Genomic DNA, 12,242 nt, shown 5'->3' with positions numbered 1-12,242 from the left:
GGCCCGTCCGGTCCACGATGGGGCCGAGCTTGCCCTCCGCATCGGGCACGAGCAGCGCGGGAATGTCATTTTGCTGCGCCACGCGGAAGTCATCGGCCCCGAACGTGGGCGAGATATGCACGATGCCAGTGCCGTCTTCCGTCGTTACAAAGTCGCCGGGAATAACACGAAAAGCACGCTCCTCACCCTCAAACGCAGGGAAATCAGCGGCTTGGTCGAACAGGCGCTCATAGCGAATGCCTGTCAAACCGAGTCCTGCAAATACTGCAAGAGATTTGTACGGTAGTTTATTTCTGCTTACGACCTTATCGAATATGCTTTGCTGATGTGTGTTTCGCAGCACTTCTTCAATAGAGCCGGCATCACCACTCTTTAACCATCTGTCTAATCCAACTTGAAAATAGGATGATTGAGAAGCTAGGATATCATTCGTTTCTTCTGAAAAATACCTGTCAATTAGCTCAGTGGCTAAAATTGCCACAATTGGTTGACGAGTGTATTGATTAAAAGTGCGAACAACTGAGTAAAGAATAGTCCTGCCGACCGCTAATCCTGTATTGGCGGGCAATGTCCACGGAGTGGTAGTCCAAGCTAGGATGAATACCTGAGTGCTTTTATCAATCTTTCCATCACCTACGAAATTCTCAAAGAAAATCTCCGAAGCCGCATCCCGCACCACTTTAAACTGCGCCACGACGGTCGTGTCCTTCACGTCGCGGTAGGTGCCGGGCTGGTTTAACTCGTGGGAGCTGAGGCCGGTGCCGGCGGCCGGCGAGTAGGGCTGAATGGTGTAGCCCTTGTAGAGCAAGCCCTTGTCGTAGAGCCGCCTGAGCAGCGCCCAGCAACTCTCGATGTACTCTGGCTCGAAGGTGACGTAGGGATGCTCCAAATCGACCCAGTAGCCCATCTTCTCGGTCAGCTCGTCCCACTGCGCCTTGAAGCGCATCACGGTTTCGCGGCAGCGCTGGTTGTACTCCTCGACCGAAATCTTCTTGCCGATGTCTTCCTTGGTGATGCCCAGCTCCTTTTCCACTTGCAGCTCCACGGGCAGGCCGTGAGTGTCCCAGCCGCCTTTGCGATGCACCTGCTTGCCCAGCAAGGTCTGGTAGCGGCAGAAAATATCCTTCACCGTCCGAGCCATCACGTGATGAATGCCGGGCGTGCCGTTGGCCGAGGGCGGGCCCTCGTAAAACACGAACGTGGGCTGGCCCTCACGGCTGCTCACGCTCTTCTCAAAGATGCCGTGCTCCTTCCACCAAGCCAGGATTTCCTCGCCGAGGAGGCCGTAGTTGAGCGGTTGCTTGTATTCGGGGTATTTCATTCGTTTGTGTTCTAGAACGTCATGCTGAGCGAAGGCGCAGCCGCAGTCGAAGCATCTCTACCGCAGCACTAACTCAATCGTGGGGTTTAGCTGATTACTTCCCCGGTAGAGATGCTTCGGCTACGCTTAACATGACGGTATTTTTGGCTCTAAACATAAAAGGCTTTTAAATATTTAAATCCAAAAAATAAATTTTCACATTAATTTACCTCAGTATTTTGGCGCTTATTTATTAAGAGCGCAATGATTGATGGAAATACGGGCAAAAGTAAAAGCGCCAAATAATCATTACCCTTCCCCACAGCAATTGACTTTAACACAAGTTCTGGCACTGTCAATATTGCCATTAAGTAGCCAATACCAGAACCTAGTTTGAATCCAATTTTGACCAACTGTTCTTCGCTAATTGAAGATATGATAACTATTTGTAGCAGGAAACTTACGAGGTACGTTCTACTCGCAACTCTGTAGGTAGGACGTAAGTCACCGAGCGCAACATAAATCAGAATCACAACAACTAAAAAAAATATTGCTGGAATCAAGAAAATTATTCCCATAATATTTATTATTATATATAAATTTTCGATGTGATACCAGTTAGATTATTGCCTTCAACTAATAATTGTTGATTAGCTTAATATAAAGACGGGTAAATTCAACCTTTATTCCGCCTTCTTCCGCACCGTCATCCGGTCCAGGTTCAGCTCCAAATCGTCGTCCTCTTCGTGATACGACTCATCGTAGTGCCGAATCAGCGCCTTGCGGCTGATGTGCTCATTGCGAGCGTGCTCGAAGGTGACCAGCAAGCAAGGCAACAAAATCAGATTGGAAAAATTCGTAATCAGGAGCGAGGCCGACATGAGCACGCCCAGCGCCCGCGTGCCGCCAAACTCGCTGAAAGCGAAGATGCTGAAGCCCACGAACAAGATGATGCTGGTATAAATCATGCTCGTGCCCGCCTCGCTGAGCGTGACCGAAATGGCCTCGCGCACCCGCTGCCCGTTCAGCGCCAGCTCCTGCCGGAACTTGGCCAGCAAGTGAATAGAATTGTCGCCATCGATACCCAGCGCAATGACGTAAATCAGGGCCGTGCCGGGCTTGAGCGGAATGCCGAAATAGCCCATGATGCCAGCCATGATAATGAGCGTTACCAGGTTGGGAATCAGCGCGAAAAACACCGTGCGAACCGAGCGAAACAGCAGCAGCACAACCAGCCCCACCAGCCCAAAGGCAATAAGCAGGCTCTCGCGCAGCGAGTGAATCACGTACTCGTTGCCCTTGGTGAAAAGCCGCGTGGTGCCCGTCACGCGCACGTCGAGGCCGGTGCCGTTGAAGATGCGGTGCATCTCCGGCAGCAGCTTGCCATCAACGAGCGAGTCCAGCTCGTGCGAGCCGATATCAGCCACTTTAAGCGAGATGCGCGCCTTTTGGCCGGTGCTGTCCACGAACGAGCGCAGCAGCTTGCTATCCATGCCCGCGCCGGTGCCTTTGGAGCGGGCTAAGTAGCTGAGCACGTAGTTCTTCTCCGAGTTATCGGGCAGCCGGAAATACTGCGGGTCGCCATTGTAGAACGCCTGGGTCGAAGCTTTCAGGAAGGTAACGATGCTGACCGGCGCCGTCAGCTCCGGCTGCAAGCGCATAAAGGCCTCAAACTGGTCGATTTTCTGCAAATTCTTGAGCTTGAGCAAGCCGCGCTTCTTGCCGGTATCGACCACGAATTCCAGCGGCATCACGCCGTTGAAGTGACGCTCGAAAAAGGTCAAGTCCGCGTTCACGGTGCTCTTTTTGGGCAAGTCATCCACCATGTAGGACACCGCCTCAATGCGCGAAATGCCGATGGCCGCGCCCGCCACGAGTACCAGCGTGAGTACGTAGATGCTACCGCGACGGTGCAACACGAGGTGCTCAAAAAACTCCAGCAGCTTGGTCAGCGGCGCGGCGTCGAGGTGTTCGAGCTGCTTGGGGGTAGGCGGCGGCAAGTAGGTAAAAACCGCCGGAATTAGGATGAACGAGAGGATGAAGGCCACGAAAATGTTAATCGTGGCCACCAGCCCGAACTGGTAGAGAATAGCAATATCAGTCAGGCAGAACACGAAAAAGCCCACTGCCGTGGTCGTGTTATTCATCAGCGTGACGAGGCCGATTTTGCGAATCACCCGCGTCATGGCCAGCACCTGATTGCCGGATTTGCGGTAGTCGTAGTGGTAGCGCGAGAGCAGGTAAGTGCAGTTCGGGATGCCCACGACGATGATAATACTGGGAATCAGACCCGTGAGCAGGTTGATTTTGAAGCCCAAGAGCACAATCGAGCCCACGCACCACACCACCGTCACAGCCACCACCAGCAGCGGAAACACCACCGCCGACCAGGTGCGGAAAAACACTAGCAGCGTGGCGCCCGTCACGAGCAAGGCCAGGATGGTGAAGAACTTCATTTCCGAAGCCACCTTGCTCGTCATCGTCGAGCGCACGTAGGGCAGGCCGGCGTAGTGCAGCTTGATGCCGGTTTTCTTCTCAAACTGCTGCGCGAAGCCCAAAATACTAGCCATCACCGCCTGCCGCCGCGACGAGTTCAGGTACTTGGGGTCCATCGTTAGGGCCAGCAGCGTGGCGCCGGTGGTGGGAGAAATCAGCTGCCCCTTGTAAAACTCGACCCGGTTCACGACCCGCATGAGCGAGTCCAGCTCGCGCTGCGTCTGCGGGAAGGTCTTGAAGATAGGTTGCGCCGCGAAACGCTGATTAGCCGTATCCTTTTGCAGCTGAAGCAGTTTCGTCACGCTCAGCACGCCGCTTACCCCCTCCACTTTTGCCAAGGTGTCGGTCAGGATGCGCAGCTCGTTAAAGTTGCCTAGCTGGTAGACGCTGCTGTCCTGCATCCCCATTACCAGCACATTACCATCCTCGCCAAACGTGCGCTTGAACTGCTGGAAATACACCATGTCCGGGTCCTGCGGGCTTACGACCTGCGCGAAATCGTAGGTCATTTCCACATCCTTGGCCTTCCAGGCCATGAACACGGTGATGAGCGCCAGCAGCCCGATGAGCGTGCGCCGGAAACGGATGATGAATAACGCGAGGGAAGCCCACATAAGTAGCGGCGAAAACGCAAAGTTACGCCGGAGCCGGGCGGACCAATGATGAACCTTATGCCACGGCAGAGAAACCTGTCCTTGCCCGCTAGCTCACTTCTATCCGGTCTGGAAACACCTTAATTAGCCGCTTGGTCGTGCGCTCACACAATACCCGCACTTCTGGCCAAACCCGGTTTAGAAATAACATAAGGTCGCGCCGCTTCATGTTGCCGATGCACAGCATCACGACACGCAACGTCGTCTGCTGCATCACTCGAAATCCAAAATCGGCGTCTTTGGTGATGATGAAAAGCTGATTATCAACGGCGTACTGCCAGATGCGTGAGTCTGACCACTTCAGGTCCGGCAGGGCCTCACATGGGCCCACAACTGAGTCAAACACCTGTACCGGCAGGTTGGCATCAATCAGAAATTGAATAGTATTCGCCACAATGCCTTTGCCTGGCTGCCGGAAGAAAGTTAAGCAGCTTGCTTGTCCACGACTGGCACCCCGCCATATCGCTGCTGCATGACTTCAAGTGCGAATTGCAGGCAGGCCTGGATATCGGCCATTTCTAGAAAAGGATAGCTCTCCAGCACTTCCTCGGCCGAATCACCGGCTGACAAGAACTCTAGGACTGTCTGGACCGTCAGCCGAAAGCCTCGAATGGTGGGCTTGCCATTGCACAGGTCTGGGTCAACAGTGATGCGGTCGTGGATATAGGTGAGCATGTGAGCATATAGCTGAAATTTAAGCTAATAAGCAAACGGCTTGAACCTAGTAAAAGGTGCGCAGCCTTACAGCTTCTTAAATATCCGCCGGAAGCTCACCGCCTCGCCGATGTAGGCGCGCAGCTCGCTAATCGGCATTCGGGTTTGCTCGCGGGAGTCGCGGTGACGGACGGTTACGGTGTCGTCTTCCAGGGTTTGATGGTCGACGGCGATGCAGAAGGGCGTGCCGATGAGGTCCTGGCGGGTGTAGCGCTTGCCGATGGCGTCGCGCTCCTCGATGATGATGCGGAAGTCGTAGCGCAGCTCATCGAAGATTTGCTGGGCTTTTTCGGGCAGGCCGTCTTTGCGCACTAGCGGGAAAATGGCGGCTTTGATGGGCGCCACGGCCGGGTGCAGGCGCAGCACCGTGCGCTGCTTGGTTTGCTGGGCGTCGCCCTCGCCTTCGGTGATGGTTTCCTCGGCGTAGGCCTGGCAGAGCGTGGCCAGAAACAGGCGGTCGGCGCCCACGCTGGTTTCCACCACAAAGGGCACGTAGTTGCCGTAGGCCTTGCCCGTGGCCTCGTCGATGTCGTTGTCGAAGTACTGCTGCTTTTTGCGGCTCAGGTTCTGGTGCTGGCTCAGGTCGAAGTCGCCGCGCGAGTGGATGCCTTCCATCTCCTTGAAGCCGAAGGGAAACTCATACTCGATATCGACGGCGGCTTTGGCGTAGTGGGCCAGCTTATCGTGGTCGTGGAAGCGGAGCTTTTCGGGGGGTAGGCCCAAGGCTTCGTGCCAGGCGCGGCGGTTAGCCTTCCAGGTTTCGTACCACTCCCCTTCGGTGCCGGGCCGCACGAAAAACTGCATCTCCATCTGCTCAAACTCCCGCATCCGAAAGATGAACTGCCGGGCCACAATCTCGTTGCGGAACGCCTTGCCAATCTGCGCGATACCGAACGGTACCTTCATTCGGGCCGACTTCTGCACGTTCAGAAAGTTGACGAAAATGCCCTGCGCCGTTTCGGGCCGCAGATAAATTTGGGTCGATTCGCCTTCCACCGAACCTACTTGCGTGGAGAACATCAGGTTGAACTGCCGCACCTCGGTCCAGTTACTGGTGCCGGAAACGGGGCACTTAATCTGCTCATCTATAATAAGCTGGCGCACGCCGGCCAGGTCGTTCTCCGTCAGCAGCCGGCCCATTTCGGCGGTCAGGGCCGTGCCGCGGGCGGGGTCGCCGGCGTTTTCATATTCGGCGGCTTTTTCCTCCAGCAGCACGTCGGCGCGGTAGCGCTTCTTGCTGTCGAGGTTGTCAATCAGGGGGTCGTTGAAGCCGGCCACGTGGCCCGACGCCACCCACGTCTGCGGCGCCATGAAGATGGCCGCGTCGATGCCCACCACGTTGCCGTGGAGCTGGGTCATGGCTTCCCACCACAGGCGCTTGAGGTTGTTTTTCAGCTCCACGCCGTTGGGGCCGTAGTCATACACGGCTTGCAGGCCATCATAGATTTCGCTGCTCTGGAACACGAAGCCGTACTCTTTGGCGTGGGCCACAATGTCGCGGAGCTGGGTGTTTTCCAGCGAGGGTTTCGGGGTGCTCTTTGTCTCACTCATAGGGCAAAGGTAAAAGCAGGCGGGGCCCGCGCGGCCTTGGGCGTTCAGGAGGGGGTAGGGAATTGCGCAAGACAGGCCGTCAGGCAGCGCGCAGCGAAGCATCTCGCTCGCGGCAGTAATCCAATCGTGTAGTCAAGCTGATTACTATCCCCCGCGAGATGCTTCGCTGCGCGCTGCCTGACGGCCTGTTTGCTTGAACATCGCTCAGCACTACAACTCCGCCCCTGGTCACAATTTGGTAACATACCGGCCCTACCCCACCCGCCTACCTTTGGCCGCTGAATGCGTTCAACGCCCATCCCTACCCCCCTTCTATGTTTGGACTAGAACCCCACGTCCTGGTTTTGCTGCTGGTCTGCCTGCTGGCGGCCTGCGCGTTTGAGTTCGTCAATGGTTTCCACGACACGGCCAATGCCGTGGCCACGGTCATCTATACCAATACGCTGCGGCCCTGGGTGGCCGTTATCTGGTCGGCGTTCTGGAATTTTATCGGTGTCATTGGTGGCGGCATTGCCGTGGCGATGGGCATTATCAACCTGCTGCCGGTCGAAAGCCTCGTGGACCAGAACGTGTACCACGGCATCGCGATGGTCGGCGCGCTCATCCTGTCGGCCATCATCTGGAACGTGGGCACCTGGTACTACGGCATCCCGGCATCCAGCTCCCACGCGCTCATTGGCTCCATCCTGGGGGTAGGGATTGCGTTTTCGCTTCTGCCTGGCTCTAGTTCCTCCGTCAACTGGAGCAAGGCGGGTGAGTCGGGCGTGGCGCTGCTCGTGGGGCCGCTGCTGGGCTTCACGCTCACCATCGGGGCCATGTTCCTGCTGCGGCGCTTCGTGCCGAGCAAGGCTATTTTCAAGGAGCCCCACAAGCGCAAGCCGCCGCCCATCTGGATTCGGCTGACGCTGATTGCGACCTGCACGCTGGTGAGCTTCTTCCACGGCTCCAACGACGGGCAGAAGGGTGTGGGCCTGATTATGCTGATTCTTATCGGCATCGTGCCCACGTTCTTCGCTCTCGACCAGCACAAGAACCCGCTTGATTTGCGCACCTCCCTTCAGCAAGTCGAGCAGGTTATTGCCCGCGTGAATCAGAACGCGCTGAGCCCGGACGACCAAAAAGCTATTGCCGAAATCAAGACGCAAACCGATGACCTGAACCGGATTTTTGCCGGCAAAACCCGCGTCGAAGAATTGCCTCAGAATGCCCGCTTCGAGATTCGCCGCGATATTCTGCTGCTCGCCAACCGCGCCAAAAAGCTCTTCGACTCCGACAAAGTAAGCCTGAGCACGCTCGACCGCAACCTCTACGACGGCGCCATCGGCAACATGCGCACCTTCACCGACTATGCCCCGTGGTGGGTGTCGCTGATGGTGGCCTTGTCGCTGGGTCTGGGCACCATGATTGGCTGGGAGCGCATCGTCAAAACCATTGGCGAACGCATCGGCAAAGAGCACCTGACTTACGCGCAAGGCGCCTCGTCGGAGCTGGTCGCGGCCCTCATGATTGGGGCCAGCACGCAGGTCGGCTTGCCCTCGTCCACCACGCACGTGCTCTCGTCGGCCATCGCCGGCTCGATGGTGGCCAACCGCGGCATCAAGAACCTGAACCCCCAAATGGTGCGCAATATTGCCCTGGCCTGGGTGCTCACGCTGCCCGTCACCATGTTCCTGTCGGGTGGCCTGTTCCTGCTCTTCCGCGCCATTCTGGGCTAAAGCAGGGGGTAGGGAAATAAACCAAAAAAGCGGCGGCCCCACTTGGGAGCCGCCGCTTTTTTGCTGCCAGTGAGCAAGTATGCACAGTAGAAGTTTACCAGTTTCAAACGTCACAAAACGCCTTTTATAAGTGACTTATCCACATTTCCACAGCCAAAACCGGCCTTTTTGTGGATAACTCCGGGCTTAGCTGGGCCACTGCACGTTCAAATCCTCATCGATGAAGACGCCGAAATTGATGAACTGCAGCTGGTCATCCTCAAAGTAGAGGTCAATCATTTCCTTCTCGTAGGAGAGGCGCGTCTGGCCTTCCTCCATCGTCTCGGTTTCGGGCGCCGACAGGTTGTGGCGCTGCATGAGCGCCTGCACCGCCTCCTGGCTCAGGCCGTGAATGGCCTCGCCAAAAAGGCGCATTCCGGGGTGGTCGGTTTCGATGCAGCTCAGGCGAAAGTCGTCTTCACGGTCGAAGTAGAGCGAGAGCAGGTAGTCATCTTCGTGGTAGTTCCAGGCCTGGTGCTCGAACTCGTCCTCGTCGTCGGACTCCTCGATTTCTTCGGGCTCGCCGACGAGCGTGCGCACCTCGTCCATAGTAGCGCCGAAGCGCAGCGGGCCCATGCCGGTGCCGAGGATAATTTCGTTTTCTTCGATGCTGGTGGTAGTCGGGTTCGGGGTCATGGGGTCAGAAGTGAGGGGGTAGGGGGCAAAGGTAGGAAGTCGGATAGTGGTTAGGGGTTAATCAGACGGTCATGCTTCACTCCGCTGCGTTCAGTATGACCGTCTGATTAACCCAATTATTTCCCATACTTCGCAATGAAAGCTTCCTTCTGACGCACGTAGTCCGGATGGGCTTTGGCCTCGTCCCACTTGCGGCCGAATATTTCGGCGGCGGCGATTTTGTCTGGGTCAGGCTGGTCGGTGCGGGGCAGCTCGGCGCGGCCGTGGGCGCCGCTCTGGCCTTTCTTGTCGGCCGGCACCGGCCCGTCGTACTTCTTGCCGCCGCGGTGGTTGGCATAGCGGCGGGCGCGGGTGAAGCCCATCTGCATAAACTTGCGGGCCATGTCGGCACCCACGAAGTCCTCGGCCGCTAAATACGCTTCAAACAGCTGCCAGATAGCCGCCGATGACTCAGTGGCCACCGCCGCGTCCTTGAAGCGCCAGTGGGGCAGGATTTCGCCCTTGTAAGGCTGCACCAGCAGCACGCCCTGCTCGCCGCGGCCCACGCGGTACAGCTCCGGGTGCTCCCGAAAATTGATGGTACGGAAATCCAGCGTGTAGTCGAACGGCATGGGGTAGGGATGTAGCGCGGACTCTGTAGTCCGCGACCTGAACGGGGCGGTCATCACGGTGGCGCAGGCGCGGACTCGCAAAGTCCGCGCTACTGTTGCCCCGAAACGGACAACTCAGCTTTGAGTTATCCACCTCTTTATTCTTTAATTAAATTCTTTTTAAAAAAAGTCCTCTTTATTCTTACTCGTTAGCTCGGTTGATAAGTGGACAACTTTCCAAGCTTATCCACAGCGGGGATAAGTTGGGGGTAAGTTGAGAGTTATGCACCAGCTATCCACCGGCAGTGGGGAAAACTTTGTGTTGATTTACAAAAGGTTAACTCATTTATTCACAATTCACCGGGTTGTCCACTTATCCACTTATCCCCCGGCTGGGGCAGTGTGCATAGTCCCCAAGTGCGGGGGTGAGTTATCCACTGCTATCCCCACCTTTATCCCCAGTCCCTACCCCTGTCGGGCGCGGCAAGCGGCCAAAAAAAGTTATGCCGAAGTTATCCCCGTGTGATGAGACGGTTTCCACTGGGTTATCCCCACTTTCTGGAGGCAGGACCCGAAGCGGTGGATAACCCGGTGGAAAAGTTGGGGAAACCCGGTGGATTATTACGTAAAATAGCCCTCAGTAACTGGAATGGGGATTTAGTTATCCACAATTGCCGGCTAAAAGCAGCCGGGCCGGGAAGGTTTGGGACCCCGGCTGTTGCAGCCGTAACCGGCGGCCATTTGCCGCCCCAGGTTTCTGACTTTCCCTACCCCCCTCCTACTCCCGAACCCTTATGGAAGACCGGATTCTCGGCCTGCATCACCTGACGGCCATCGCGGGCCCGGCCCAGCGCAACTACGATTTTTACCGCCACGTGCTCGGCCTGCGCTTTATCAAGAAGACCGTCAATTTCGACGACCCCAGCACGTACCACTTCTATTTTGGCGATGAAGTGGGCTCGGCGGGCACCATTCTGACCTTTTTCCCGTGGGAGCACGCCGCCCAGGGCCGGCCCGGCACCGGGCAGGCCAGCGAAATCGGCTACTCGGTGCCGGCCGGCAGCCTGGATTTCTGGCAGCAGCGGCTGGCGGCGCACGGCGTGGCCGTGGGGCCGCCCGAAGCGCGGCTAGGCGAGCAGCAACTTAGCTTCCGCGACCCCGACGGGCTGCCGCTGGCCCTCATCGTATCGAAAACGCCCGACCCGCGCACACCCTGGACCACTGCCGAAGTGAGCGCCGACGTGGCCCTGCGCGGCTTCCACACCGTGACCCTGACGCTGGCCGACCCCGCCGGCACGGCACAGGTGCTGACCGACATCTTTGGCTACACCTTGCTGGAGCAGGACGGCGCCCGCACCCGCTACGCCACTGACACGGTGGCGGGCGCCGCCCTGATTGACCTGCTCGCCGCGCCCGGCACGCCGCCCGGCACCGTGGCCGCCGGCTCGGTGCACCACGTCGCGTTTCGGGTCCAGGACGACGCCATGCTCCTGCGCCTGCGTGAGCGGGTGGCCCGGAGCGGCCTGAGCATTACCCCGCAGATTGACCGCCAGTACTTTCACTCCCTCTACTTCCGCGAGCCGGGCGGGGTGCTGTTTGAAATCGCCACCGATAATCCCGGGTTTATGGTCGATGAGCCGTTGGCCGAGCTGGGCACCCACCTGCTCCTGCCGCCGCAGTATGAAAAGCGCCGAACTCAGCTGGAGGCCGTTTTACCCAAAATCAGCTAAAGGCCCTGACTATGTCCTACAAACCCCTGACCTACATCTATCAGGCGGCTGGGCCGCCCACTGCACCCACCCTGCTGCTGCTGCACGGCACTGGCGGCGACGAGCGCGACCTGCTGCCGCTGGCCCCGCGCCTGGCGCCGGGCTTCAACGTGCTCAGCGTGCGCGGCAATGTGCTCGAAGGCCGGATGCCCCGCTTCTTCGCCCGGCTGGGCGTGGGGGTCTTCGACGAAAAAGACCTCGTGTTTCGCACCCACGAGCTGGCGCACTTCCTGCGGGAAATCAGCCAGACCGAGAAATTTGATGTGCAAAGAATAGTAGTCGTGGGCTATTCTAATGGCGCCAACATCGCCGGCGGCTTGCTGCTGCTGCACCCGGAATTGCTGGCCGGCGCCGTGCTCTGGCGTCCCATGCAGCCCCTGACCAATGATGTGCCGCCGGCCCCCGCGCCGGCTTCGGCGCCGGTGCTGCTCATGCCCGGCGCCCACGACCCTACCGTGCAGCCTTCAGCCACCAACCAGTACGCGGCCCTGCTCACGAACCGCGGCTTTCAGCTCAGCCGCCACGACGTGCCCGCCGGCCACGACCTCACCCAAACCGACGTGGAAACCGCCACTGCCTGGTTGCAGCGCGAGTTTCCGGCCGCCGTCGCAAGCCAAAGCAATTGAAAAGCAGCTAGAGCCGTTGCGGCTGATTTTCTCCTTTCACAAACGTCCAGCGGCTTTGCCAGCGCCGAGGGGGGTAGGGAAACGTTGATTTCCCTACCCCCCTCGGCGCTGGCAAAGCCGCTAGACGTTCGCGCTACGCACGCCTGTGTGCGG

11 protein-coding genes are annotated in these 12,242 nt (G+C 57.9%); 3 read left to right on the top strand and 8 right to left on the bottom strand.

Features of this window, described 5'->3' with window-relative positions:
* The 6 genes from ACFE70_RS06510 to ACFE70_RS06485 form a co-directional block, all read right to left on the bottom strand.
* On the bottom strand, nucleotides 1–1,321 hold a 1,321-nt coding region (locus tag ACFE70_RS06510; protein WP_375416916.1), incomplete at its 3' end, for a class I tRNA ligase family protein.
* Nucleotides 1,322–1,521: 200 nt separating this feature from the next.
* Nucleotides 1,522–1,878 (bottom strand): hypothetical protein, encoded by a 357-nt coding sequence (locus ACFE70_RS06505; RefSeq protein WP_375416915.1) that lies wholly within the window; start codon nucleotides 1,876–1,878, stop codon nucleotides 1,522–1,524.
* A 105-nt stretch (nucleotides 1,879–1,983) separates the two neighbouring features.
* Complete coding sequence (locus ACFE70_RS06500; RefSeq protein ID WP_375416914.1) at nucleotides 1,984–4,410, bottom strand: RND family transporter; 2,427 nt, start codon at nucleotides 4,408–4,410, stop codon at nucleotides 1,984–1,986.
* An 88-nt stretch (nucleotides 4,411–4,498) separates the two neighbouring features.
* Complete coding sequence (locus tag ACFE70_RS06495; RefSeq protein ID WP_375416913.1) at nucleotides 4,499–4,843, bottom strand: DUF5615 family PIN-like protein; 345 nt, start codon at nucleotides 4,841–4,843, stop codon at nucleotides 4,499–4,501.
* A 29-nt stretch (nucleotides 4,844–4,872) separates the two neighbouring features.
* The gene (locus tag ACFE70_RS06490; RefSeq protein WP_375416912.1) at nucleotides 4,873–5,124 is read right to left on the bottom strand and encodes a DUF433 domain-containing protein; all 252 of its coding nucleotides are present in this window, start codon (nucleotides 5,122–5,124) and stop codon (nucleotides 4,873–4,875) included.
* Nucleotides 5,125–5,190: 66 nt separating this feature from the next.
* Nucleotides 5,191–6,714 carry a glycine--tRNA ligase gene (locus tag ACFE70_RS06485; RefSeq protein ID WP_375416911.1) on the bottom strand — a complete coding sequence of 508 codons (1,524 nt, stop codon included), beginning with the start codon at nucleotides 6,712–6,714 and terminating at the stop codon, nucleotides 5,191–5,193.
* A 314-nt stretch (nucleotides 6,715–7,028) separates the two neighbouring features.
* Here ACFE70_RS06485 and ACFE70_RS06480 point away from each other — a divergent pair, with 314 nt between their 5' ends.
* Complete coding sequence (locus ACFE70_RS06480; RefSeq protein ID WP_375416910.1) at nucleotides 7,029–8,429, top strand: inorganic phosphate transporter; 1,401 nt, start codon at nucleotides 7,029–7,031, stop codon at nucleotides 8,427–8,429.
* 186 nt (nucleotides 8,430–8,615) lie between these two features.
* Here the strand turns inward: ACFE70_RS06480 and ACFE70_RS06475 are convergent, their stop codons facing one another.
* Complete coding sequence (locus ACFE70_RS06475; protein ID WP_375416909.1) at nucleotides 8,616–9,104, bottom strand: hypothetical protein; 489 nt, start codon at nucleotides 9,102–9,104, stop codon at nucleotides 8,616–8,618.
* 116 nt (nucleotides 9,105–9,220) lie between these two features.
* Entirely contained in the window at nucleotides 9,221–9,715 is a 495-nt protein-coding gene (locus ACFE70_RS06470) for a DUF4385 domain-containing protein (protein WP_375416908.1), read from the bottom strand.
* 773 nt (nucleotides 9,716–10,488) lie between these two features.
* On the opposite strand from ACFE70_RS06470, the gene ACFE70_RS06465 reads away from it, so the two are divergent.
* Both ACFE70_RS06465 and ACFE70_RS06460 read left to right on the top strand, forming a co-directional pair.
* Nucleotides 10,489–11,424 carry a ring-cleaving dioxygenase gene (locus ACFE70_RS06465; protein WP_375416907.1) on the top strand — a complete coding sequence of 312 codons (936 nt, stop codon included), beginning with the start codon at nucleotides 10,489–10,491 and terminating at the stop codon, nucleotides 11,422–11,424.
* 11 nt (nucleotides 11,425–11,435) lie between these two features.
* Entirely contained in the window at nucleotides 11,436–12,089 is a 654-nt protein-coding gene (locus ACFE70_RS06460; protein ID WP_375416906.1) for an alpha/beta hydrolase, read from the top strand.
* The last annotated feature ends 153 nt before the right edge of the window (nucleotides 12,090–12,242 follow it).

The sequence above is a fragment of the uncultured Hymenobacter sp. genome, assembly GCF_964243305.1.
Lineage (GTDB): Bacteria > Bacteroidota > Bacteroidia > Cytophagales > Hymenobacteraceae > Hymenobacter.
This window is presented reverse-complemented; position numbering and strand designations above follow the sequence as displayed.

Excerpts from the sequence above, each read along its gene's own strand:
- ACFE70_RS06505 (WP_375416915.1), bottom strand. The coding sequence starts at position 1,878 with ATGGGAATAATTTTCTTGATTCCAGCAATATTTTTTTTAGTTGTTGTG.
- ACFE70_RS06500 (WP_375416914.1), bottom strand. The coding sequence starts at position 4,410 with ATGTGGGCTTCCCTCGCGTTATTCATCATCCGTTTCCGGCGCACGCTC.
- ACFE70_RS06490 (WP_375416912.1), bottom strand. The coding sequence starts at position 5,124 with ATGCTCACCTATATCCACGACCGCATCACTGTTGACCCAGACCTGTGC.
- ACFE70_RS06485 (WP_375416911.1), bottom strand. The coding sequence starts at position 6,714 with ATGAGTGAGACAAAGAGCACCCCGAAACCCTCGCTGGAAAACACCCAG.
- ACFE70_RS06480 (WP_375416910.1), top strand. The coding sequence starts at position 7,029 with ATGTTTGGACTAGAACCCCACGTCCTGGTTTTGCTGCTGGTCTGCCTG.
- ACFE70_RS06475 (WP_375416909.1), bottom strand. The coding sequence starts at position 9,104 with ATGACCCCGAACCCGACTACCACCAGCATCGAAGAAAACGAAATTATC.
- ACFE70_RS06470 (WP_375416908.1), bottom strand. The coding sequence starts at position 9,715 with ATGCCGTTCGACTACACGCTGGATTTCCGTACCATCAATTTTCGGGAG.
- ACFE70_RS06465 (WP_375416907.1), top strand. The coding sequence starts at position 10,489 with ATGGAAGACCGGATTCTCGGCCTGCATCACCTGACGGCCATCGCGGGC.
- ACFE70_RS06460 (WP_375416906.1), top strand. The coding sequence starts at position 11,436 with ATGTCCTACAAACCCCTGACCTACATCTATCAGGCGGCTGGGCCGCCC.